At 50.0% G+C, this 24,124-nt stretch carries 22 protein-coding genes and 1 tRNA gene; 6 read left to right on the forward strand and 17 right to left on the reverse strand.

From position 1 onward, the window contains the following. The 16 genes from BM091_RS10540 to BM091_RS10610 all read right to left on the reverse strand — a co-directional run. Nucleotides 1-200 (reverse strand): hypothetical protein (locus BM091_RS10540; protein WP_143083135.1); only part of this gene is annotated, 200 nt, incomplete at its 3' end. A gap of 117 nt (nucleotides 201-317) precedes the next feature. Further along, on the reverse strand, nucleotides 318-1,160 hold the full coding sequence (locus BM091_RS10545; protein WP_093395647.1) for a phage integrase N-terminal SAM-like domain-containing protein: 843 nt from the start codon (nucleotides 1,158-1,160) through the stop codon (nucleotides 318-320). A gap of 232 nt (nucleotides 1,161-1,392) precedes the next feature. Next, a tRNA-Asn gene (locus BM091_RS10550) sits at nucleotides 1,393-1,468 on the reverse strand. A 61-nt stretch (nucleotides 1,469-1,529) separates the two neighbouring features. Then, nucleotides 1,530-2,819 (reverse strand): bifunctional folylpolyglutamate synthase/dihydrofolate synthase, encoded by a 1,290-nt coding sequence (locus BM091_RS10555; protein ID WP_093395649.1) that lies wholly within the window; start codon nucleotides 2,817-2,819, stop codon nucleotides 1,530-1,532. A gap of 63 nt (nucleotides 2,820-2,882) precedes the next feature. Continuing rightward, a complete protein-coding gene (locus BM091_RS14435; protein ID WP_281243985.1) occupies nucleotides 2,883-3,005 on the reverse strand; it encodes a hypothetical protein in 123 nt (40 codons plus the stop codon). Nucleotides 3,006-3,029: 24 nt separating this feature from the next. Continuing rightward, nucleotides 3,030-3,635, reverse strand: a complete 606-nt coding sequence (locus BM091_RS10560; RefSeq protein ID WP_093395651.1) for a hypothetical protein — start codon at nucleotides 3,633-3,635, stop codon at nucleotides 3,030-3,032. A gap of 107 nt (nucleotides 3,636-3,742) precedes the next feature. After that, nucleotides 3,743-4,480, reverse strand: coding sequence for an alpha/beta hydrolase (locus BM091_RS10565; protein WP_093395653.1), 738 nt, complete (start codon nucleotides 4,478-4,480; stop codon nucleotides 3,743-3,745). Nucleotides 4,481-4,482: 2 nt separating this feature from the next. Further along, nucleotides 4,483-5,196, reverse strand: coding sequence for a YfgM family protein (locus tag BM091_RS10570; protein ID WP_093395655.1), 714 nt, complete (start codon nucleotides 5,194-5,196; stop codon nucleotides 4,483-4,485). Nucleotides 5,197-5,278: 82 nt separating this feature from the next. Further along, nucleotides 5,279-6,277 (reverse strand): bile acid:sodium symporter, encoded by a 999-nt coding sequence (locus BM091_RS10575; protein WP_093395657.1) that lies wholly within the window; start codon nucleotides 6,275-6,277, stop codon nucleotides 5,279-5,281. Next, entirely contained in the window at nucleotides 6,262-7,074 is an 813-nt protein-coding gene (locus BM091_RS10580; protein WP_177193613.1) for a metallophosphoesterase family protein, read from the reverse strand. The genes BM091_RS10575 and BM091_RS10580 overlap by 16 nt, the downstream gene beginning before the upstream one ends. After that, entirely contained in the window at nucleotides 6,996-9,596 is a 2,601-nt protein-coding gene (locus BM091_RS10585) for a DNA internalization-related competence protein ComEC/Rec2 (RefSeq protein ID WP_093395660.1), read from the reverse strand. Before BM091_RS10585 ends, BM091_RS10580 begins: the two co-directional genes overlap by 79 nt. Continuing rightward, nucleotides 9,562-10,815 carry a UDP-N-acetylglucosamine 1-carboxyvinyltransferase gene (murA, locus tag BM091_RS10590; protein ID WP_093395661.1) on the reverse strand — a complete coding sequence of 418 codons (1,254 nt, stop codon included), beginning with the start codon at nucleotides 10,813-10,815 and terminating at the stop codon, nucleotides 9,562-9,564. Before murA ends, BM091_RS10585 begins: the two co-directional genes overlap by 35 nt. A 9-nt stretch (nucleotides 10,816-10,824) precedes the next feature. Continuing rightward, nucleotides 10,825-11,691: a peptide chain release factor N(5)-glutamine methyltransferase gene (prmC, locus tag BM091_RS10595; protein WP_093395663.1), complete on the reverse strand. Its 867-nt coding sequence runs from the start codon at nucleotides 11,689-11,691 to the stop codon at nucleotides 10,825-10,827. Beyond that, a complete protein-coding gene (gene prfA, locus BM091_RS10600) occupies nucleotides 11,692-12,762 on the reverse strand; it encodes a peptide chain release factor 1 (RefSeq protein WP_093395665.1) in 1,071 nt (356 codons plus the stop codon). 9 nt (nucleotides 12,763-12,771) lie between these two features. Then, a complete protein-coding gene (gene rpmE / locus BM091_RS10605) occupies nucleotides 12,772-12,987 on the reverse strand; it encodes a 50S ribosomal protein L31 (RefSeq protein ID WP_093395667.1) in 216 nt (71 codons plus the stop codon). Nucleotides 12,988-13,057: 70 nt separating this feature from the next. Beyond that, a complete protein-coding gene (locus tag BM091_RS10610) occupies nucleotides 13,058-13,906 on the reverse strand; it encodes an RluA family pseudouridine synthase (RefSeq protein ID WP_093395668.1) in 849 nt (282 codons plus the stop codon). Here BM091_RS10610 and BM091_RS10615 point away from each other — a divergent pair. Next, on the forward strand, nucleotides 13,881-14,678 hold the full coding sequence (locus BM091_RS10615; RefSeq protein ID WP_177193614.1) for a TrmH family RNA methyltransferase: 798 nt from the start codon (nucleotides 13,881-13,883) through the stop codon (nucleotides 14,676-14,678). The genes BM091_RS10610 and BM091_RS10615 overlap by 26 nt on opposite strands. Here the strand turns inward: BM091_RS10615 and BM091_RS10620 are convergent. Further along, nucleotides 14,659-15,318, reverse strand: coding sequence for a YiaD family glycine zipper/OmpA-like lipoprotein (locus tag BM091_RS10620; RefSeq protein WP_093395672.1), 660 nt, complete (start codon nucleotides 15,316-15,318; stop codon nucleotides 14,659-14,661). The genes BM091_RS10615 and BM091_RS10620 overlap by 20 nt on opposite strands. Nucleotides 15,319-15,737: 419 nt before the next feature. Between BM091_RS10620 and BM091_RS10625 the strand changes: the two genes are divergently transcribed. From BM091_RS10625 to BM091_RS10645, 5 genes are all read left to right on the forward strand, one after another. Beyond that, entirely contained in the window at nucleotides 15,738-16,625 is an 888-nt protein-coding gene (locus tag BM091_RS10625) for a phosphate/phosphite/phosphonate ABC transporter substrate-binding protein (protein ID WP_177193615.1), read from the forward strand. 20 nt (nucleotides 16,626-16,645) lie between these two features. Further along, nucleotides 16,646-18,685: a response regulator gene (locus BM091_RS10630; protein ID WP_143083137.1), complete on the forward strand. Its 2,040-nt coding sequence runs from the start codon at nucleotides 16,646-16,648 to the stop codon at nucleotides 18,683-18,685. A 15-nt stretch (nucleotides 18,686-18,700) separates the two neighbouring features. After that, nucleotides 18,701-19,255 carry a chemotaxis protein CheW gene (locus tag BM091_RS10635; protein ID WP_093395677.1) on the forward strand — a complete coding sequence of 185 codons (555 nt, stop codon included), beginning with the start codon at nucleotides 18,701-18,703 and terminating at the stop codon, nucleotides 19,253-19,255. Nucleotides 19,256-19,337: 82 nt separating this feature from the next. Then, nucleotides 19,338-21,800: a methyl-accepting chemotaxis protein gene (locus BM091_RS10640; RefSeq protein WP_093395679.1), complete on the forward strand. Its 2,463-nt coding sequence runs from the start codon at nucleotides 19,338-19,340 to the stop codon at nucleotides 21,798-21,800. A 49-nt stretch (nucleotides 21,801-21,849) separates the two neighbouring features. Next, nucleotides 21,850-24,120: a chemotaxis protein CheA gene (locus tag BM091_RS10645; RefSeq protein ID WP_093395681.1), complete on the forward strand. Its 2,271-nt coding sequence runs from the start codon at nucleotides 21,850-21,852 to the stop codon at nucleotides 24,118-24,120. Nucleotides 24,121-24,124 lie beyond the last annotated feature (4 nt).

The following is a 24,124-nucleotide window of genomic DNA, read 5'->3' on the forward strand; positions in this document are numbered from 1 at the left end:
CGGGCTTCTTCAATCAGCTTCAATATATCTTCTGCAGTGCCCAGGTAAACCTGCTGGGTCACAACCTTGCTCTTTCCCGATCCCCTGGTCTTTCCCGTAGCATTGGGATCGACCTTTACACGGTACGATCGGGAGTAATAGTAATATTTCCTGTTGCCCCGTTTTCTTGCTATTATTGTTCCGGTTCCTTTTGTTCCCATAGCAATTACATTTTACAGACCACTTCCATACACGTCAAGAATAAAACGGATTCATATATACAGTTACACTATGTGGAACAATAAATCTTTGAAAACTCTAGAAGTTCCAGTAGGCATTTACAAAAAATGGAAAACTTGAGTTAAAATCTTCAAAGCTATATCTGAAAGGAGAGTATATCTGTCTTTCCTTCCTTTACTCCCTCTGATATGGATAAGTTTCCTATCAGAATCAATATCTTCGGGTTTAAGTCTGACCACTTCCCCAACTCTTAAACCGGCAGAATATACAAGTGTAAGTATCGCTTTATGTTTGATATTAGAAGGAGATTGCAGAATTTTCATAACCTCTCCTCTGCTTAAAACTACAGGTAATTTCTTGTCCTTTTTTGGGCGCTTTACTTCGTAAATGAACCTTTTATTCAAAACCTCTCCATAAAAGAACCTCAAAGCATTTATCACAATGTTTAAAGTAGAAGTAGCTACCTTCTTTTGTTCTACCATATAGTAAAGGTATTTCTTGATATCATCATTTTCTATTTCCTCTGGTTTCTTTCCGGCAAATAATAGAAAATCCCTGTTATATTTCATATAAGACTTAATCGTTCTTTTGGAATACTTTCTTATCAAAAGTTCTTTTTGTAAAGGCATAAGATAGAAATAAGGGTCAACAACAAGATTTTCTCCAAAAAGGGCTTGCAGTTTTGATATTAAGTTTTCATCATAAGGGACTTCCCAGTATTTCTCCTTTGGATTCCATCTCCTTCCAGAAATTGTTTTTAGCTTATTTATCAATTCCTGATTATAAGGAAGCCGGATTATTACTTTGTTATTTCTTCCCAGTTCAATTTTCACATAGGGGATTTTGCCTTCCCTTGCCATTTTATAAAGAGTAGATTTTCCTATTTTTAAATATTTTGCGGTCTCCTCAAGGGTCATTATTTCAGAAGACCCTTCCATCATAGGTTTAACTCCTTTTTAACCTGCCAGAGTTTGTCATCGTTCAACATCACACAATAATACATAGCAAAAGAGAACAAAAAGTCAAGTCCATTTTCAAAAAATTTTTCCTTTTAGGGTGAGTCTCATTGTTAATCCAGAATAGGAAAAAGAGAGAGTTTTATTTTTCCTGCCTTTTCTCTTATGCGGGTGAGTCGGAAGGAGACTTTGAAAGAATTTGTAACAGCCATCAAAATGGCTCCCCGGGCCGGACTCGAACCAGCAACCTAGTGGTTAACAGCCACCCGCTCTGCCGATTGAGCTACCGGGGAACCGTTTCAGGCGCATCGTTCTCTATCAAAAACTATCGCAGGTCGTCAAGGAAAAAGTTCGTTATGGGTCGGGTTTTTCTCCGTAAATTTCCTTTACTTCGCCTGCAAAGTAAAGTGATCCGGTTATGCAAATAAGATCGTCCGGTTCGGCCTCGCGGCGCGCATAGGATATGGCTTCCCTGACGTCGGGTATTACGTAGAACCTCGAGGTGTAGGGGCGGGCAATTCTCCTCAGGGTTTCGGGGTCGGCGGCCCTCACGTACCTTGGGCGTGTAAAAATAACGGTCTCGGCTTCGGGAAGGAGCCTCCGGAATATGCCCTTTATGTCCTTGTCTGCCATAATGCCCAGTACAAGGTGAAGGTTTTTAAAGGAAAAGGAGGTGCGAAGGGCCTGTTTAAGGGTTTCCGCTCCCTGAGGGTTATGAGCACCGTCGAGAATTGTCAGCGGATTTTCGTCCAGTACCTCGAGCCTGGCCGGCCAGCGAACTTTTCTCAGGGCTGACCTGATGAGGTCTTCCTTCAGCCTGATAAGCCCGCGTTCCTCGAGTACCTCGAGAGCCGCAAGAGCCACGCTGGCATTAACCTTCTGATGATCTCCTGCAAGAGAAAGGTAAAGGTTTTTTATCTGCTTCGAATAGCCGAAGTAGTGAAGCAGGTTTCCTTCTTTGCGGAAACGAAAGTGTTCCCCGAGAAGCCTTATGGGAGCCCGTTTCCGGTAGCATGTTGCCTTTATGATCCCCTGAACAAGGGGTTGTTTTGCCCCCGTCACAACGGGGACCCGCTCCTTGATTATGCCGGCCTTTTCTCTGGCTATGGAAGCAAGCGTGCAACCCAGAAATTCCTGGTGGTCCATAGCCACGTTGGTTATGATGCTCACCTCGGGCTTTATAACGTTGGTGGCATCCAGCCTTCCTCCCATGCCCACTTCTATAACCGCAAAATCCACCTCGGCCCTTTTGAATATGTCAAAGGCCATGGCGGTGGTGACCTCAAAGAAAGTAGGGGGATCCGCGTCGGGTAGAAAACATGAAGATACACGCCTGTACGATTCGATTACGAGTTCAGGGGACACTTCGCTGCCGTCAATGCAAAATCGCTCTGTAAATCTAACGAGATGTGGGGATGTGTAACGCCCGACTCTATAGCCGTGTTCCGAAAGAACGGAGGATATCATCGCGGCAACCGATCCCTTGCCGTTCGTTCCGCCGATGTGAATACACCTCAGTAAACGGTGAGGATTTCCCAGCCGTTCCAGAAGGTTTTCCGTCTTGTTGAGCCCGAATTTGATGCCGAACTTCTGAAGAGCATAAAGATTTTGCAATACCTGCCGGTATTCATCATTAAGACCCATATTCTCGCCTCATCGTAATGATCGTTCCACAGGAAAAGCTCGCTTAGAGTGTCACAACATGGGCTAAAAGGCAAGAAAAGCACATTTTGTGCCTATACCTGAGTTGATCGCTTCAAATTCTGTAAGCTCAAGAGAGCCGGGCAGGGAAAAAACGGGCTGACCGTTATCGGTTCCCACGGCGGTCATTTTTATGGCCCTTCCGGGATATTTCTAATGTTTGAAGGCATAAGGGTCCTGATCGATGGGAATAATTCCGAGGCTTTTAAGTTTTCTGGCATCGCGGCGACTGTGTGTTTTCAGCCACCTTTCGTATATTCTCAACACATCGTGGCTTGCTATAAAGCCCCCTGACTCCCCGACCTGCGCCAGGATGTCTTTCATGTCCCAGAAACGCTCGCTGAGTTCTTCAAAAACTTCTTCAACTCCCCAGGTTATCACTCTATAGGCAATCAGGGTAACCAGAGCGGAGTAGGAAGCCTGGCCGATCTTTCCGTAATAGTCTATGTCCACGAGTTTCCGCCGAAAGCTGTCCCCAAACAACCCGGTAAGAAAGAGTGCAGTATCACCGAGGAGCTTTAGCACGGCGGCCTTTTGTGAGGGAGCTAGCAGGTGACTCTGGAGGTAGAGTTCTGCAAAGGTCCGGTTTTGAAATACAGGATTGGTTTCCCTTACGGTTTTCATTTCAGAGAAACGTGTAAGAAGATCGGCAAGGTAAAAATGGGCCAGTTCCGAGATCTCCATGTCCAGTTCCTGCAGGGCTTCGTTTACGGCCTCCCGAAAGTACTCCTTTAAACTGGATTCGAGAAGGCGAGTCATGGTCGACCTCCTCGTTTTAAGAATTCCACCTTAACGGAAGCACCTACATATTTTTTATATAGCTCCTGTGTCTGGAAAGGGCAACGATTCCCGCGGCAGGGAAATTTTTACAGGGAATCGAGGAAGTTTCTCAGGGCCCTAAAGTATTCACTTCCGCCTGTTATGTACGTGTCGTTGTGACCGGCTCCGGAAACTATGTAGAGCTCCTTGGGATGATTGGCGGATTCGTAAAGCTTTTGAGCCATCCAGAGTGGTATGGCCTCGTCGTGGCTTCCGTGAACAAAAAGTACCGGAACGGTTATGTCTTTTATAATTCCCAGTGTATCGTAACCTTTTTCCCGCAAGGCTTCTGCCAGATGCGGGGCATAAAGGCTTATCATATCTTTTGAGGAAGTAAAGGCCGCTTCCAGTATCAATCCGGCGCAGGGATGCTTTTTAGCGATATAGGCGGCCAGGGCTGTTCCCAAGGACCTCCCAAAAAGGACAAGTGACCGGGGCTCTATGCCCGAATCCCTTACCCACCTGTAAGCCCCCTCTGCGTCTATATAAGTTCCGGCCCGCGAGATGGAACCTTCACTTTTTCCGTATTCCCGGTAATCGAAGATAAATATGTTCACATTAAGATGCCCGTACATGAGAGCCAGGTTGTGGGCGCGATCTCCGATGTTTCCGGCATTCCCGTGAAACCAGAGGATTGTCTTGTCTGCAAAAGGGTGGACTACCCACCAGCCGTGAAGCCTCAGCCCATCATCGGTTTTAAAGAAAACGTCTTCAAAATCGATTCCGTAATCTGCCGGCGTTTCAAGGATTTCTTTTTCGGGAAAAAAGACGGTGCCTTTTTCCATTTCTACTTTTGTTCTTTTTTCAAAGGTTCGGTCTGAATCCTGTCGAGTTCGGCTTTGATCATAAAATCGGCCGGGAATCCCCCATCGGCCTCAAGTGCCTTTTTCAAATACTTTTCGGCTTCAGATTCATTCCCCGAAGCCGCAAGAACACGACCCAGGTGCCAGAAAGTGTCACGATGCCAGAGAGAAGGTGCCGTCCCGGCAAGAAGTTCCCAGAACTTTACGGCGCTGTCGTATTCTCCCAATTTTTCATGAGCAAGGGCAATGTGGCGGAGCAGAATAGGGTAGAGGGGGTTTTCGGCGGGGATCTTCTTAAGAAGCTCCAGACCCAGTTCTTTTACCGAAGCCCACCTGCCCTGTTCTGCCATGAGAGCCAGTCGGTCGAATTCGGCCAGCGTGCTTAGAGGGTGAGAGGAATAGTTCTTGATAAAATCGGACAGCGACCTGTCCAGGTCCTCCAGATTCAGGTCTTTCCGATCGGATCCCATCTCCCAGCCTTCAAGCACTTTATGATAGGCATAAGCAACCTCTTCGTTTTGCCTGAGCGTATATCGCTGGTATCCCCACAAAAGGGCGCTTATCACCAGCAGAAAGCCGCAGGCCGCAACAAACCAGCGGTTGTGTTCTCGAAGGAACTGAGCCACCCTGTCCGTCAGGGTCTCCACTTCTTCCGGTCGGATTTTTTTCCTCTTTTTGGCTGCCTTTTTCCAGTTCACAGCAATCCTCCTGACGAAGAGTTTGATGTGCCTGATTGTCTAGCAGAGTGCGGATTATTCCGTCAAGCTTCCCGGAGGCAATCTAGGCTGCGGCGTTTACCGCCGGTTGCCTGTCTCTCAATAGGCCCACCAGGTATCCGTCGATGAAAAGATGAATCAGATGATGCAGAACGCAGATGAGAAGAGATTCTCCGTATTGTGGAAATACGGTTGTCTGAAGAAGTACCGCAAGGGTAAGGGTCTTCTGACAGCCCATGAATATCACGGCTATGTCTCTTCCGGGCGGTATCCTCATAATCCTGCACAACAGGAACGCGCAGGCCAGATTCAACGAGTGGTAAAGCCCCACGAGAAACGACAGAATCGCAAGATTGCCTGCACTTACGAGAAAGGTGTCTCTGGATCTGGATACGGCAATCCATACCATTACGATTATGAAAATGCTGTTGATGACGCCCGTCTTATTCATCCACCCTTTTGGGATCCCGAGTCGACGTGCCAGGGTTCGAGCAAGACAGCCCAGGATAATCGGGAAGGCGACCAGGTAGAACATGCGCTTTATGAGCGCTTCCGTATTGATAACTCCTGTCAGGTCGGGATTGCTGACGTGAAGGAAGGCTTTTAAATAGGGGGGAACCGTGAAGATTGCCAGGAAATTGGCCAGGACGGTAATGATCAGGGCTGTGGCGGCATTTCCCCCGGAAGCTTTCGTCATTACGACACCGCTACTCAGGGTGGTCGGCATTATTACAACCAAAACAAAGCCGATCCAGTATCCCGTCGGAAGATCGATCAGGGTAACCGGTAAGGCCAGACCGGGAGAAATAACGAAGATCATGCAGAGCGCGGCAATTATGGCTCTCAGGTCCTTAAGCCCGACCTGCCACTCCGGGGTCTCAAGCCCCAGGCCTGAGAGGAAAAAAATGGCGAAGATGACGATTTCCTGCAGTCCATAAGCCTGGCAGAGGGTTCCAAGAGAGGCGACTTTTCCCGAGCAGTCCAGAACCGTCGTAAGGGAAACCGTAACGAGGCCGACGAAAAACCAGTATTTTTTCAGGTAGAGTCCTAAGGTCTGTCCCATGCTTTGGCCGTGCGGATGTATTTCTGTATTGTGGTTATATTCCTGAAAAACCGATGATTCCTCAACCCGTCGATTAATCCTGATGTATCGTAGCGAATACGATGGAAGGTTACCGTTTTCTCTTCGTCGTCAAAGCTTACCGAGTTTACCACGGCTACCCCGTCCCGGTAAGGACCTCCTACCGACCCTGCTTTGACCCAATAGCGCGTTCCTTCTTTTAACTCGACCTTCCACTCGCCTGCCTTCACTGGAACGGGCATGTTTTCTATCCGTCCGTCCTCATGGAAGGCGATAATCATTGGTATATGGTCGTGCCCGGAAAAAACCAGCCCGGGAATGCCATCAACCCACAGAGCCCTGTAATCCTGTAGCCTCTCCGTATTCAAGTAGGAGAAGTGTTCTATTCTGACAGCCTCAATCTTTTCCGGAAGATCAAAGGGGCTGTGGTGGACCACCCTGAAATCGGCAAAATCGAGCCTTAACGGAAGGGCTTCAAGGAAGCTTATATATTGTTCGTCCTGCCAGATGGTACCGGCATTGTAGGCGGTCGCCTGCATGCGGTCTATCTGGCGAGGGTCGTCGATAAGGGCTCCTGTCACGAGAAGGTCGTGGTTTCCGGCAACGCAGGGTATATTCATGTCCACTATTTTCTGCAGGGTATCTTTACCCCAGGGCAACCAGCCCACGATATCCCCGAGACAACACACTACGTCGGGGCTTATCTGCTCGATGTGGCGGATACATCTATCCAGGGCGAAGGTGTTACCGTGGATGTCGCCGAAAAAATAGTACCGCATCTGCCCTGCCTCCATGATTTTTCCTTAATGGAATGGCTTAGCTTCCACCGCCTTCCGTCCGACTTCAGTAAAACTCCACCGTGCAGGTCGGTTCTAAAACAGGCAACGCCCTTTTGTCTGCACCAGTCTAACAGAAGCGGGTGCGGAAAACCAAAGACATTTCGTGCTCCACAGGAGATGATGACGGCATCGGGTTTGAGATTGTCGTAAAAGGAGGACGAAAAAGAAAATTTGCTTCCGTGGTGAGGGGCTATCAAAACAGGCCTGCGGCAGGAAGATAGAGGCAGGGGAAGTTCTTCAAGTGTCCCTGCATCTACGTCTCCGGGGATCAGGATGCAGGTTTCGCCGTATTCTACCAGGATTACCAGTGATGAGTTATTGAGATTATCGCAAAAGTTTTCATGACCCTCGGGTCCGGGGTGGAGAACATGGACTCTGGAAGCCCCGAATGCATGGGTGCCGTATAAATTGCCGATCTTGAAACAGGGTATTCCCCTTTTTGTTGCCGCATCTTCAAGGTTCTTTCCCAACCCCACACCGTCCCGGCAACCAGTTTCCCAGTAAGCTTTTACGGGGAAGGAGCTCAGAAAGAACCCGAGGCCTGCTCCGTGGTCGGGGTGAGGGTGAGACAGGGCCACTACGTCGAGGTGTTTTATCCCGCGTCTGGCGAGGTAGGGAAAAATCACGTATTTGCCGGTATCAAAGTTGCCTCTGTAGGATCCCCCTCCGTCGATGAGCATGGTGCGGCCGTTGGGAAAACGAATGAAGGTGCTGCTTCCCTGCCCGACGTCAAGGACTACTACTTCAAGGTAATTCGATTCGTCGAGGACATGCGGGGCGTTAATGAGTTGTGCCGTGGCGAACCAGAGGGGGAAGGGCACGAGGAGGAGGATTCGAAAAAACGGCGGTTTGTCCCTTGTATAGCGGACTACGAGCAGGAAAGCCAGGTAGTACAGGGCTAGCATTTGAGGTGATATTGCAACGCTCCAGAGGACTGCTTTCGTGTGAGAGCCGAAAAGGGATATGAGGCGAATTACGAGAAGGGTGGAATGGGAACACAGTGTAAGGAGCAAATCTGCAAAAGGCGGTATAAAATACTTAAAGATGAGCACGGCAAGCCCCAGCGGGATAATTACCGAGGCTACTATGGGGACCAGGATCAGGTTTGAAAAAATCCCCATGAGGCTTGACCTGTTAAAGTAGTGGAGTGTGAGGGGCATTACCGTCAGGTGTATTACCAGAGAAATCCAGAGGAGCCACAGCACTCCGTGGCGCACCTTATGGGCCAGTGTTCTGATGTCATAAGTCTCTACGCCGCCTTTTTCCGGGGGAAACGGCGAAAGGGGAATGGCGATCAGAAGTATTGCCGCTGCCGACACAAAGGAAAGTGCAAAGGAAGGGGTCAGAGCCGTGTCAGGTGAGGTGATTATTATCGAACAGGCCGATAGCGTTAAAAGTGAGAGTGCGTCGGGCTTCCGGAAGGCAAGCAGGAAGATGGTGGGGATTGCAAAAAACAGAAGGGCTCTAAAAACGGGAGGGTTCAGTCCCGTCAACATTGCGTAAAATATCACGGCCGGAGTTGAAACGATGGCGGCCGGTATAGGATCCGGCAGGACGAGAAAAACTTCCGGGCATAGTTTTTTTATTACCCATCGGGTTGAGAAAACGAAAATTCCGGCCACACAGGCCAGGTGAAGCCCTGAAATGGCAATGAGGTGGCTTACGCCGGCATTTATTATCTCTTCGTCGAAAGGCCATTTGATAAATTTTCGATAACCCAGCAGAAGGGCCTGAAGAAATCCGTTGATCTTAACGGAATCCGGATGATCCCCCATTCGTCCGTAAAGGTTTGTGGTAATCCAGAAAGACAAATCCTGCCTTATGCGGTCAACGAAGCCCTGGACTTTTTTGAGGGAGATTTCCCTGGACCTTTCTACCCTTACCATGAAGGTGTCGTCTCTAACGTAAGAAGATCCGTAAATTCCCTTCTGCGCCATTGTGTAGGCAAAGTTTTTGTCTCCGGGGTTTGCAATGATGTTGAAGTTTCTCAGCTCCGATTTCACCACGAAGCGGTCCCCGATGGCCCAGGTTTCGTGATGCTCTATCAGGGTAAAGCTTATATTTTCGTTGATGTTGTAGGTCCCGTCTCTGGTGAATACTTTCACGACCTTTGCGGTAAAGCGAAGACTGCCGTCAGGTCGCAGGTCCACGAAGGAAGCTATTTCCCCTTCCCACAGTATCTTCCCTTTGTCGAGGAATTCTGCCAGCCTGACCCGTTTTCCCCGGGGTTCTGAAAGGTTTCTAAAAGAGAAGCCTGCGATAAGCCATAAAATCAGGGTTAGGAGCAGGAAGCAGGTATAAAGAGAGGGCCTTTTCTTTCGGAAAGCATTCGTCAGGGGGAGAAAAAACACCGGGGCCCAGGTGATACCGGAAAAGCCCGTCAGAAATGCTATGCTGCAAATGGCTCCGGGTGGAATGGAGCGGGTCTTATTCTTTGACCCTGGTGATTCGAGCCCCCACATTTCTCAGCTTTTCGTCGAGCCTTTCGTAGCCCCGATCCAGGTGATAGACCCGGCTTACTTCGGTTTTGCCCAGCGCTGCCAGGCCGGCGAGCACGAGAGATGCCGAGGCCCGAAGATCTGTGGCCATGACCGGTGCTCCCTGAAGTTTTCTAACGCCTCTTACTATGGCACTTCGTCCGTCAAGTTGTATGTTGGCTCCCAATCGGTTGAGCTCCGGGACGTGCATAAAGCGATTTTCGAAGATCTGTTCGGTGATGACGCTTACTCCTTCGGAGATGGTCATGAGGGCCATGAACTGAGCCTGCATGTCCGTGGGGAATCCGGGGTATGGCCAGGTCTTTGCGTCCACAGCGATCGTACGCTCCGGCCCCCATACTTCCAGCCCGTCGGGCAGATCCCTTATGATCAGCCCCGCAAGTTGAAGCTTTCTGATGACAGATTCCATATGTCCGGCCGTGCAGTTTCTGAGGATTAGATGTCCGCCGGTGATACCTGCGGCGACCAGATAAGTTCCGGCTTCTATGCGGTCCGGTATGACCCTGAAGGATCCGGGTTTAAGCTCCGAGACTCCCTCTACGACGATCTCCGGGGTGCCGGCCCCGGATATCCTTGCTCCCATAAGGTTGAGATAGTCCGCAAGGGCGACGACTTCTGGCTCTCTTGCCGCATTTTCCAATACAGTGGTACCCTTTGCAAGGGATGCGGCCATGAGAACGTTTTCGGTTCCCGTTACGGTTACCTGGTCGAAGGTGATGACCGCTCCTTTCAGCTCCTTAGCCCTCGCTACCACGTATCCGTGTTCGATGGCTACCTGAGCCCCCAGCATTTCCAGCGCCTTTATGTGGAGGTTGATGGGCCGTGCTCCTATGGCACATCCTCCGGGAAGAGAAACGCGGGCATAACCGAAGCGGGCTACGAGAGGTCCCAGCACAAGCACTGAAGCCCTCATCGTTTTGACCAGTTCATAAGGGGCTTCCATGAGCTTTACTGAGGCTGTGTCCACGGTGAGGTATTCTCCTTCGTGATCAGTCCTGGCTCCCATGTGGTGAAGGAGCTTTCTCATGGTGAGAACGTCCATCAGATGGGGAACATTTTCAAAAAGGTGGGTTCCCGGTGCCAGAAGTGTTGAAGCCATAAGAGGTAACGTGGCATTTTTGGCACCACTTATGGCTATGGTACCTTCAAGTCGGACTCCCCCTTCGATCACAAGCTTATCCATCTCTTATCCTTAACCCCTTTCCAGGCATACCACTCTGGGTATTCCCGCGTAATCCTTTATAATAGCCCTTTCGGTATATTCTTTTATTCCGGCTGCATAGCGCAGAACCGCCTCGGACTGGCCGAAACCTATCTCAAAACAGAGCATTCCTCCGGGTTTAAGGAAGCGCCATGCTTCTCTCATAAGCCTTCTTATGGTGTCGAGGCCGTCCGGGCCACCTCCCAGCAATGCTGTGGCCGGTTCGTAATCCCGAACCTCAGGTGGTAAGCTCTTAAACTCTTTATCAGATATGTACGGTGGGTTCGAGACAATCACATCGAATCTGGCTTTATGTCCGAATCCTTCCATAAGATTCATAACCACGAAGTCAATTCGCTCTTTCACTCCGTGTTTTACGGCGTTACGGCCGGCCAGAAGAACTGCTTCAAAAGACAGATCTGTAGCAACGACCTTTATCGAGGGTATTTCGTGAGCAAGGGCTACGGCAATTGCACCGGATCCCGTGCCGATATCGACTACAGTCGAGTATGATCTGGCAATGATACGATCCCGCACGTTTTCGACGAGGACTTCGGTTTCCGGACGGGGTATCAAAACCGATGGTGCTACATCGAACTCAAGAGACCAAAACTCCCGCTTTCCGATTATGTAGTGCACGGGCTCACGAAGAGCTCTTCTTTTTACGTATTCCCTTATACGACTTCGTTCCTCCTCGTCTAAAGGCCTGTCATAATTCAGGTAGAGACCCAGGCGGTCTATGCCGAGGGCGTGGGAAATGAGGACTTCAGCATCCAGTCTGGGATTTTCAATCCCTTTGTTTTTGAAGTATTCCGCCGTCCACTGAAGAACATCAATAATTCGCCATAGGTTTGCCATCTAGAGACCAAGATTTCTAATTTGCTCGGTCTGATCATGGGCGATCAGTGAATCTATGATTTCGTCAAGCTCACCGTTCATTACCTGGTCTAGCTTGTACAGAGTCAGGTTTATCCTGTGGTCGGTTACACGGTTCTGGGGAAAGTTGTAAGTCCGTATGCGTTCGCTACGGTCTCCCGTCCCCACCTGAGCCCGCCTTTCCCGGGCGATTTTCTCTTCCTGTTCTCGCTTCTTCATTTCATAAAGCCTTGCCCGGAGAACCTTCATTGCCTTGGCTTTGTTCTTGTGCTGGGACTTTTCGTCCTGACAGGTAACCACAATTCCGGTGGGAATGTGAGTAATCCGCACTGCCGAATCCGTCGTGTTGACGCTCTGCCCCCCCGGTCCGGAAGACCTGAAAACATCGATTCTGAGGTCGTTTGGATCGATTTCCACATCAACCTCTTCGGCTTCGGGCAGGACTGCAACGGTAACCGCAGATGTGTGAATCCTTCCCTGGCTTTCCGTAACGGGTATCCGCTGAACCCGGTGAACCCCCCGTTCAAACTTAAGGCGACTGTAGGCACCTTTTCCGCTTATGTTAACAATTACCTCTCTGAAACCGCCCATTTCCGTCGGGTGGCTATCCAGTATTTCTACCTTCCAGCCTCTTTCTTCCGCATATCTTACATACATCCTGAGTAAATCGGCCGCAAACAAAGCGGCCTCTTCTCCTCCTGTTCCCGCCCGTATTTCGAGTATAACGTTTTTCTCGTCATTGGGGTCTTTGGGGAGCAGAAGAATCTTAAGTTCCCTCAGGAGCTCTTCTTTTTTCTCTTCCAGGGCTTCCAGCTCTTCCTTGATCAGTTCCCGCATTTCGGGGTCTTTTTCGGTCCTCAGAAGCCCCTCGTTTTCCTCAAGTTGTTGCAGAACCTCACGATATCTTCTGTAAGTTTCGACAAGAGGGGCAATCTCGGCATGTTCACGGGCAAGCTTCTGATACTCCTGAGGTTTCTCGAATATCCTAGGGTCTGCCAGCGCCCGTTCGATCTCAACGAATTTTTCTTCTACCGCACTTAAGCGATCGAACATAGCCGCCTTTTATTCCTGAATCCTGTAATCTTTGTACTTCTTGAGGAAACGATCAACTCGCCCCGTGGTGTCCACGATCTTCTGTTTACCGGTAAAAAAAGGATGGCATTTGGAACATACTTCTACCCGTACTTCTTTTCTGGTCGAACCCACACGGATTTCGTTTCCACAGGCGCACCTGATAACGGCATCATTATAATATTTGGGATGAATTCCTTCCTTCATCTTCCTGAGTTCCTCCCCTGAAGTCTCAATAAACCTTCTTTTCGTTGGCCTACAGCCGCAGGGCTTAATATCACGACGGAAAGGCACTGCGCAAGGTCTTTGTTAATATTCTTTCAGCGGGAATGTACTTCCGAAGGTCCCGCCACAACCAGGGCACGGGGTGGGCCGAAGACTTTTTGTCTCCCTGCTTTGGCGGCCACGGCCATCCCTCGGGTTCGGGGCCTTCAATCGAAATGGGTTCTCTGCGGGTCGGGTGTATGAAGGTGATTTTTCTTGCATAAAGGGCTACTGCGCCTGTCGGGAAGTTGCGGGTCGATCCATATAACCTGTCGCCGGCAATGGTCAGACCCCTGGCTGCGAGCTGAACCCGTATCTGATGACGGCGTCCCGTAACAGGAATAATTCTGAGGAGAGCCATGCCTTTGTGGGTGTCGATGACTTCGTATTCCAGAATCGCTTCCTTTCCTTCTTCCTTTGAGACGACTTCTGCTCTTTCGAGCTTTTCGTTCCAGCGGATGTGGTCTTTCAGGCTTCCTGACCGTCTTGCAGGAATTCCCTCAACTACGGCGATGTACTCTTTGGATATCATACGCTCCCGAAATTGGGCACTCAGCCGGGCGGCGGCTTTAGATGTTTTGGCGAAGATGCAAACCCCCGCCACGGGCTTGTCCAGCCGGTGCACGAGACCCGCATAGACGTTTCCGGGCTTTTGAAATCTGATCTTGATCCAGAGCTTCACAAGACGTAAGAGTGAAGCCTCGGAGGTGGAAGCTCCCTGAACGGTGAGGCCCGAAGGCTTGTAAACGGCCACGATGTGGTTGTCCAGATACAATAAAGGCCAATGAGGGGTCCACAGATAGTTATGACCCGTCCGATGAAAGGAAATGCTGTTTATGACGTTTTTACCTTCCTTGCGCATAACCAGTCCAAGAAATCCTTTGTTCGTTCAGATGAAGCGTATTCTTAAAGGGAAAGGAGTCAAGAAATATCGGCAGAGCCTTGTCTTTGGGAAGAAGATTGTTTGCGAGGTTCTTAAAAGACACGGTCAATACGTCACGGGAATTGTGGTGCCTGAAGGGATCAAGAATTTGGTTGGGTTGCCACCGGGTTCTTCCATACGTGTCCTTGAGCTGTCAAAGAGCTTGTTTAAGGAAATCGACCAGTTCAAAACCAATTCCCCTTTTCTGATGGTCTCAAGGCCTGTTTTGCCGTCGTGGAGTGGACGCCTTGGCCCTGGATGTACTCTCTTCGTACCCTTTCAGGATCCCGAAAACGTGGGAGCCGTAATAAGAAGTGCGGTAGCCTTCGGCGTCGGGGAAATTGTTCTTCTTCAGGAATCGGCAGACCCTTTCCACCCTAAATCGATTCGTTCCTCCGCCGGCGTCGTTTTCGGAGCGCCCCTTTCACAGGGACCGGCCTTAAAGGATCTTAACAGAGTCGTGACCGGAAGTGATCTCGTCAGGATCTTCGCACTCCATATGGAAGGGATCGATATCAGGGACTTCCGATTTGGGGAAGGATCTTTCGGGTTGCTTCCCGGGCTCGAAGGCCCGGGAATTTCCGGCTTATCACATACTTTCCAATCCCTGAAAATTCCCATGGTCGGCCGGGTTGAGTCTCTAAACGCCGCTACCGCCGTGGCAATCGCTCTTTACGAATGGTCACGACGGGTTATGCCTCCACAGGAATAATGACGATGGTAACTCTGCGGTTAAGCTGACGGCCTGCCTCGGTAGCATTGGTGGCAATGGGTTTGGATTCCCCGTATCCGACGACCTCAATCCGGCGGGGATCCACTCCGCGCTGAACAAGGGCATCCCGGACGGCCATGGCACGGCGTTCTGACAGCATCTGGTTGTACTGTTCCGAGCCTATGCTGTCGGTATGGCCTTCTATGCGAATGCGGGTTTGAGGATAATTTCTTAAAACCGTTGCCACTCTGTCGATTTCATCATATGCCCCGGGCTTTAGCACTGCCGAGTCGAAGTCGAAAAGCATATCGGATCGAAACGTGACGGCCAGAATGTTCTGTTCCCGCTGTATGCTTGCCTGCTCCACGTTGGCCAGAGCCTGCCTCAACTCCTGCTCCTGCCTGTCCATGTAGCTTCCTATCATTCCTCCGGCAATTCCTCCGACAACCGCTCCGGCAGCAGCTCCGAGCAGTGCAGACTCGCCGCTTCCTCCAATGGCCGCCCCGAGCGCAGCGCCCGTAGCCGCCCCGAGACCCGTTCCCAGAAGCGCTCCCTGCTGAGCCTTGGACGGTGGGTATCCCGTTGTGGCACAGCCCGAAACCATCAGCAACACAACCAAGCCTGCCAGCAGCTTCTTCATGTGACAAACCTCCTTCGCTTTTGATTTTCTTCAAAAGAAGATCTCTTAATTCCTTGGTTTCAATATAATACAAATTTTACCTGTGGCCCGCAAAATGAAATCTGGTCTTTCATGAGGCTACCGTACTCCCGGGTCTGGTGGGCTTCCTGCAGGCCTCCGATATCGAAATGCTTCCTCTGGTGAACAAATTTTCTTGAATTTAGGGCTTTGTTGTGAAATAAGTTTCAACGATTGTTCTTTAGGCAGAATTCCGGAGAATGAACAGAATTAAACCATGTTTAAAAATCCAGAGGTTATAAGGCTTTTTTTCTTTCAAGCCTTTGGTGGACTTATCCGTCTTTTCGTAATAGAAGAGATACAGGCAGGGGCTAGCGCGGTGACGGTGTTCAACGGTATGCAAATTAATGGGAGTTACAGGGATGGTAGCACATAAAGTCCGCAGGCTCTGTGTAGGTCTTGTCTGGCTTTGTCTTGTACTGTTAACAACGGATGCCAGTGCCAGGAATTATCCCCTTTTTGTTGTTTACACGACAAAACCGGTGAAGGTCGTTAAAAGATGGAACCCTCTTGCCCTTTATTTGTCAAAAAATATCGGTGAAACCTTTAAAGTAACCCCTTTGTTATACGACGATTTTATTCGGGAAGTGGAAACGGGCCAGCCTGCCCTTGTTGTTACTAACCTTCTGAATTACGGGGCATTGAAGGAAAAAGCGGGGTTGATTCCCATTGCCGTTCCTGCCTGGAACGTTGCCGGACAGGGAATAGGTGAGTACGGGGCCGTAATTTTTGCCCGCAAGGGTTCGGGTATCGGGGCTCCCGCCGATCTGACCGGTAAGGTGGTCATGGTACCGAGCCGGTATTCTCTGGCCGCCCTGGTGGGCCTTAAGACGCTCAACGATCTTGGAATCAAGGTAACGGATCTGGCATTAATTAAAAGCGTGAAAACTCATGAGAATGTCGTTTTTGGTGTTGTTAACGGTGCTGCGGATGCCGGTATAGTCAGAACGGGAACGCTGGAAGAGATGGCGGAGCATAAGGCGGTGAATCTGGACGATATCGTCGTTATTAACAGGCAATTCGATGCTTTTCCTTATATGCATTCAACGGTGCTTTATCCTGAGTGGTTACTCTGTGCTACCGGATCTCTTCCTGCAGGAATTGTAGAATCCATAAAGAAGACACTGGCTTCCATGGATGTCACTCACGAAGTTTCCTTACAGATGGGTCTGTGGGGCTGGAAGACGTTAGAAGAGGGTACTCTGCCCTCGGTTGCCCCTCTTTTTGATATCCAGAAAATGGTGCCCTGAGGCCTCTGGGGGTGGTTGCGTTGAAGCTGAATTTTGTATTCCTGGGAAATAAAGAAAACAATTTATCCGGGGAAATCGGCAAATACTGCCGGTTAGTAAGCCCGGAAAACTTTGATGCCGGTATTCTTGAAGAAGCAAAAGGTATTGCCGGGGTTCTGGGCGAATCCGGTAGCGACAGAATAGAAGAGTTGCTTTTGCGGACTAGATTTGATCCTGCGACCTGCCACATTCCCTTTTTCCTATGGGGCAGAGAATGGAAGGTAATGAACTCGAGGTTCTGGCCTCGAATAACGGGGGATGTGAACTGCATCTTTTGGAATGAAGAGAAATTCAAAAAGTGGTGTCTGGAAAGGGAGTCGGATTCAGGGAGCGGCGAAGAGAAGGCCGAATGGAATTCTTTTGCCGAGCTCCTTATGTGGCTTATAAGGTCGGGAAAGTCCTGTGGAACTTTGAATTTTAGGTCTTCTCGAGGAACGGAAGGTGTTATAGGGCTGGAAGGAGAAACCGTATTGTTCTGCAGGGCCAGGAATTTAGAAGGTCCGGAGGCTTTTTTCGACATGATGAGCTGGGCTCGGGGTGAGTTCCTTTTTGAACCCATGGAGCCCGGTAGTGCTACCGAGGTCAACATTGGACGGTCTTTTTTCGATCTTTATAGAGAGTACGGCCTTATGCTGGATGAGTGCCGGCACGTTTTTGAGTTTATAAAAAGCCTTCAGGATAGGCTGGAACTGGCGCCGGATAACTGTGCTCTGGATGATAAGGCAGACAGGTATTTTAAGGGTTACGAATATATATGCCGCCTGATAGATCAGGGTAAAAGTGTTGACGAAATTCTCGCCACTGCGCCTTTAAGCGCCATACGGTCACTGGCTTATATCTACAGGCTGATTTGCTTTGGCGATGTCAGCTCGGTTCATCATCCCAGGAAAGACGATGGAAAAGAAGACGTGAATCTTGCGTCCTGCGCCATCAGATTTGCTAAAAAACACAACGTTCTGGTGGTAGATGATGCCCCCTTCTTTCAGAAGGTTTTGAAACGGATTCTCGAGAGAGACAACAGACTGGTGGTGGCGGGCACCGCCAAGGACGGTATAGACTGTTTGGAGAAGCTGGAGGAATCCGACCCCGACGTCATAACCCTCGATATTGAAATGCCCAGGCTTGACGGGCTGGGTGCTTTGAAACGGATAATGCTGCGCAAACCGAGACCTGTCGTCGTTTTGAGCGCTTTTACGGGTGAAACATCCCGGCTGACCTATGAAGCCTTCAAATTCGGAGCCGTGGATGTGATCGAAAAACCAAGGAGCTACAGCGCCGCCGATCTGGAACAAAAGGAGAGGGAAATTTTAGAGCGCGTTGCCAGAACGGCCTGTGTGCAGGTGGAACAGCTCACTTATGTCCGAAAGCGCCGGACGAACAACACCCGGAGGAACGGTAGCGATATTGATTCAGGGTTGCTATTTGTTAATTACTTTGGGGAGGGGAGCTTTTCTCAGTTTCTTAAAGCACTTTCTTACGGTAACTGGGAAGATCCTGCGGGAAGGACAATTTTCATATTGCCGCTTACCCGCCATGCTCTAAAGCATATGTATCAGTACATGATAGAAGATCACTCACTCCCTATGGAGATCCTGCCGGATGAGGGCGAAGTGGAAGTCAGGACCCGTGGAGTTTACCTTCTCGGGACGGATTGGCTTCCCGACATAGAGATTAAGGATGATCGTATTTCGTTTCGTCCCGGTGGAAGGTATAATGACGTCGGTGAGTTTATCGAGGCCATTGCTGCAAAAGCTATTGAGTCCGGCTCTTACAGGCCGGTCGTTTCGGCGGTTTCCGGTTTGGCTCATGTGGCAAACTCCTTTGTCCGGGTCGCGGGTATGGGAGGCTCTTTGTTTTACCTTAACCCGAAGCGTTGCCTTTTTCCCGATCTGGCCCAATCTTTAAGAAAGGCCGGAGTCGGCTATGAGGTGGACACAATAGAGGAGATGGTCCAGATCTGGGCAAACCCGGAAAGCTACGTTAACAGGCCTTCAACCCTGGTGGATGGACAGGCTCAGTAACCAAGGAGGCTCGCGATGTGGACAGATACGGTTGAAGAGCAGAGGGCGGAAAGAAGGGAGAAGACGCGGCAACTCATTACTTTCAGCGTTTCGGAAGAAGAATTCGCCGTTGATATTTCTCAGGTTCAGGAAGTTATCAGGTTGCCGAATATAACCGTTGTTCCCAATGCGCCCGATTTTATAGAAGGGGTCATACACTTGAGGGGGCGCATAGTGCCGGTTATCGACCTGAGAAAGCGATTGAGGCTTTCGAGGAGTGCTGAGCCGGTGTCTTATGACAAATATACCCGTGTGCTGATTATCCTGCACGAAGGAAAGTTAATAGGTTTTATAGTTGATAAGGTTACGGAAATATTGAAGATACCGGAAAGTGCCGTCAGGCCCACGCCGGAGCTGGTTCTTGAGCATACGGGGGCCGAATATTTTGACGGGGTCGTCAGAGAAGACGACCGGCTTATCATTCTTTTGAACCTTCAGAGGGTTCTCGCTCCGGTTGAACGGGAGCAGTTGGAACAGATTGATATAGAAGCTATAAAGAAGTTGTTGCAACAGCACCTTAAGGAAAAGTAAGGGAGGGGGTTTTTGGATAAAATCTGGCAAAGTTCTTGGGTGAACTTCCAGGGTAAACACGATATCAGAGGAGTAGGTCATTATGAGCGACATGGCAGGTAGAGGAATGGGTGTTAGCCTTCGAACCAAATTGCTGGGGCTTTTTCTCATCACCATTTTACCAATTGTGGTTGTCCAATGGCTTAACTACAGGACCTTTAAGGGGCAACTTGACAGGGACGTTTCTGCAACGCTGTTGTCCTCGGCCAAACAGTTGAGCCGGACTATTGACATGCTCATGAGCGAGCGGGTGGCCGACATTGAATCCTGGTCCAGGCTTGAAACGGTAAGAACGGCTCTGGAGATAGGAGGTGGTCAGGCCGGTGCGGACGATCTCCTGAAGACGCTGGTACAGAATTACGGAACTTTTAATCTGCTGACCATTGTGGATTCTGCTGGAGCCGTTATTTCGTCAAACCTGGACCAGGCAATCGGTCTGAGCTTTGCCGATTTTCCCTGGTTTCAGGAAATAAAAAAGGGAAATAGCGTTATATTGAACTGGGACTATTATGGCGTGCTTGAACGGCTGGTTCCGGAAACGAAAGGCCGGTCGGTGCTTATAGCCTTTCCGGTCAGGGCCGGCGAGACGGTCCTGGGCGGTCTGGTCGGTTTTGTTAACTGGGATTTCATTCAAAGGCATGTAAGGGCTTTTACCTGGGGAAAAACGGGATACGCCCTTATTATCAGGTTACCCGATCTTACCTTGATAAGCCATATTTCGGATGATCTGGTGGGAGTAACCTTAAAGAAACTTGGAATTCCCATTCCCAAGGATGCGGTACAGCATAAGGAACTCCTCCATCGATACCCGTTTAAAAATCCGAGGACCGGTAAGGTGGCTGAAAAGGTCATCGGCCTGCAGAGGGGAGAGGGTTACGGTAAGTTTAAAGGCCTGGGCTGGGTTTACGGTTTTGGCGCCGACGTCGATGAGCTTTACGCCATGCTCCCCCGTGTGAAAGTACAATTTTACGCCGTAACTGGTTTTTATCTGGTTTTCATTGCCGTCGTTGCCTTTATCATTACGGCCCTGATCAGCCGTCCCATTCTCAATCTGGTAAACACGATGACCGAAATAACGGACACTCTCGACTTTACCCGAAGGGTTGAGGTGGGGTCTCAGGATGAAATTGCCCAGATGGCAAAGTCTTTTAACAGTCTTCTGGGCAGGTTGCGACAGACCTTCATCGGTATTTTCCGTGGGCGTGATCAGGTAACTCAGGCAGTAGAGCAGGTAAAAACCATTTCAATGCAGATTGCCAGGAATGCGGAAAAACAGGCCGAGCAGATTCAGGATGTGTTGAACCGCGTTGAACAAATGCGGAAATCTGCCGAGGAAAGCCAGAAGAACGCTCAGGAAAGCCAGCAGTACTACGACGGCATTGCAACGTCTCTCACACAGATGGCCGCAAGTACTCAGGAAATTGCCCGGGCGGCGGCAAAACAGGCCGAGCGGGTGGCTCATGTTCTCGACTACATCCGTGAGATGAGCGAAGCCGATGAAAGCATTGCCAGCAAGACGGGTCGCCAGCTTGAAGCCGTTGAGGAAACCGCACACGCCGTTGAGCAGATGAGATCGGCTATCAGAAAGATAGCTGAGCGCACTCAGGAAACGGCCCGTCAGTCGCAGGAAGCCTATGAAACGGCCACGAACGGCCAGAATACCATTGAACAGATGGTTGAGCGCATGAAGGTTATAGCGGAAAGCAGTGAAAGGGTTACCGAGATAGTTGAAATCATTTCCGATATCGCCGATCAGACAAATCTGCTGGCCCTGAACGCTGCGATAGAGGCGGCCAGAGCCGGAGAGCACGGGCGGGGCTTCGCCGTCGTAGCAGACGAGGTCAGAAAGCTTGCCGAAAGGACGGCACAGGCCGCCAAGGAGATCGCCTTTTTGGCAAAGGACAGCTATCAGAAGGTACAAGAGGGTACAAATCTGGCCTATTCGTCAAGGGACGTTCTGAAGGGCATAGTGACGGCTTCGGAGCGCACAAATGTTCTCACTCATGAGATAAATCTTGCCACTCAGGATCAGGGTAAAGAGGTAGAGAGAATAGCCGCTGCTATGGAGCGGTTAAGCGCTCTTGCCGAAGAAATTGCCAATCTGACGAGCGAGCAGGTTGTGCGCCGCGATAAGGTGGCCGAGATGGTTATGGAAATACGGACCATATCTCAGGAAGTGGACGCGGCAACACGGGAGAATGCCCGTGGAGCGGAGCAGGTAACCAACGAGGTTGTACAGGCCAACGAGAGAGCAGCGAACATTGTTGAGCTCACGACGAGCCAGCAGGAAAGAGCCAGAAACCTCGAAGAAACAATGAATCAGGTAGCGTCCCTTGCACGCCGCAATGCTATCGGTGCCGAACGTTCTCATGAGCTTACGGAACGGCTGTCCAGCGTCATGACCGAGTTCGCCCAGCTCCTTTCTCAGTTCAAGGTTGGTGAAATTGAATCGAAAGGCTCGGGCACGGAGCGGGTTTCTCAATCCGGCCTCGATGATGAGGCTTAGAGAGCCGGAGGTTGACACAGGATATTACTGAGTTGCAGGGAGTAATGATATGGTGTCCGATCTGGTTGAAGAGTTTCTCGATGATGCGAGGATGCACGTCGACAGCCTGGAACAGGCGCTTCTGCGCCTTGAAGAGAAAGAAGACGACGAGGAAGTGCTCGGGCGATTGTACCGGGCCGTGCATAGCCTTAAAGGTTCGTCCTATTACATGGGTTTTCAACATCTGGGGAGTATCCTCCACAGGCTGGAGGATGCTCTCCAGCCCTATGTTAAAAATCGAAAACCGATCTCCGGTGTTCAAAGGGATGCTCTTTTCCGTGTGCTTGATTACCTGAAAGGATGCCTAAGTACGATCGCCACTAAGGGGGAAGATGAAGAAGTGCCGGCTGATGTGGTTGCCGTTGTGGATAACTTCGATAGCCCTGAGGTTATTCTCGTATCGGAAGAAAGCAAAAAAACTGCTGAAACCCCGGCGGACGTGCAAAAAAGCCCCGACGTCATTAATCCCGACGAATATGACCCCGAGCTTTATGAAATTTTTCTGGAAACCCTTCAGGAGAGGCTTGATACTTTGTTCAGTCTGTTAAGAAGATTCGTCGATAGGCAGGAGAAGCCGGATCTTGAGGAGTTGAGCACCGTCTTTGAGCGCCTGGAAGGTAGCGGTAGATACATGGACCATGAACCTCTCGTTCATCTCTTTGAACGCTGGAAGAAGGACCTTACCGATGGGTTGCAGGGAGACTTCTCAGCGGATGGCTTGTATGAGATGACCGATCGGTATCTAAAAGACCTGGAGCGTATGGTCCCCGGGTTTGATGGCTCGGGATTCAGGGAGCTGATTGGGGTATCCGTTGAGGTTCCCGAAGAGATAGAAGAGGAACCGGAGATTCCTGAGGTTGAGGAAGAAGAGCTGACCGATGCTCTGAGCATGCTCGATAGGCACATTGAGGAAGCTTTCAGTGCCTGGAGTGACATTGTTGAAGAGGAGGAGGTTGTTTTCTCGGTTGATGACCAAAAAAGAGAACCTGAGCTCGAGTATGACGTAGAGGAGGTAGTTGAGCCAAGAGAACCCGAAGAAGAGGTACTGGCGCCTCAGCTTCTCAAAGTGGACCCGATTAAAGTGGATCAGTTGTTAAATAGGGTTGGCGAGCTTGTTATCAGGCGGTCGGAGTTCGATGTTCTGGTGCGTCAGCTCGATGCGTTTATAGAGGAATGGAGGAGAATTGGAAGGTTAAGGTCCGATGAAGGGCGGATGCTAACCGCTCTGAGGGATCGTTTCCAGGATGCTCTGAGCCTTTTCGGCCGGCTTACGACCGAGCTTCAGGATTCGGTCATGAGGATCCGAATGCTTCCCCTGGTGCAGCTCTTTAATCGCTTTCCCAGGGCAGTAAGAGATCATGCGAAACAACTGGGTAAAGAGGTGAGGCTGCTTATACACGGAGGGGAGACAGAGCTTGACCGTTACATTCTTGAACAACTTTACGAACCCATGCTGCACATTCTCAGAAATGCAGTAGCCCATGGGATTGAGACGCCCGAGGAGAGGGAGCGGCGCGGAAAACCCCGTCGTGGTACCATTACAATCGATGCCTATTATCGCAATCAGATGGTTTACATCGAGGTCTTTGACGACGGACGTGGTATAGATACAGAGAAGCTGAAAGAGATCCTGGTAAAAGAGGGATATTATACGGAAAAGGATATCCAGAATATGACCGAAGCCGCACTTCTCGAAACCGTTTTTCTTCCCGGAGTATCAACGGCCTTTGAAGCAAACGAAAGTGCCGGGAGGGGAATGGGGCTCGATATTGTAAGAAGTAAGTGTCGATCTTTGAACGGTCATGTTTATGTCAGATCTAAAAAAGGAGAGGGAGCCAAGTTCATAATTGAAATTCCTTTAACCCTGGCAATAATTCCTGCGCTTTTGGTTAAAATCGGGAAGGATACTTATACTCTACCTTTATCAAGCGTCGTTGAGGTTTACAGTTTGCGGGAAGGAACGGTGAAAAGAATAAAAAATTCCTATGCCTTTGTTCTGGAAGATAAAACCGTCCCGCTTCTCTTCCCGGAGCAGTTCTTCCCCCGTTTATTCGACGGATCTGAATCTCGACAGGGGGATTATGTCGTCATCGTGCGTACACCGAACGCCGAGGTTGGACTTGTGGTAGACGAATTCATAGGCCATCAGGAGGTCGTTATAAAACCGATTGAAGATGTCATGGCGGCCATACACGGTTATGCCGGTGCCACGATTCTCGGAGATGGCAGTATATCGCTTATCCTCGACGTATCGGGCCTCATAGAAAGGAAAGTATCTTAATCTA

It is taken from the genome of Thermodesulforhabdus norvegica (genome assembly GCF_900114975.1).
Classification (GTDB): domain Bacteria; phylum Desulfobacterota; class Syntrophobacteria; order Syntrophobacterales; family Thermodesulforhabdaceae; genus Thermodesulforhabdus; species Thermodesulforhabdus norvegica.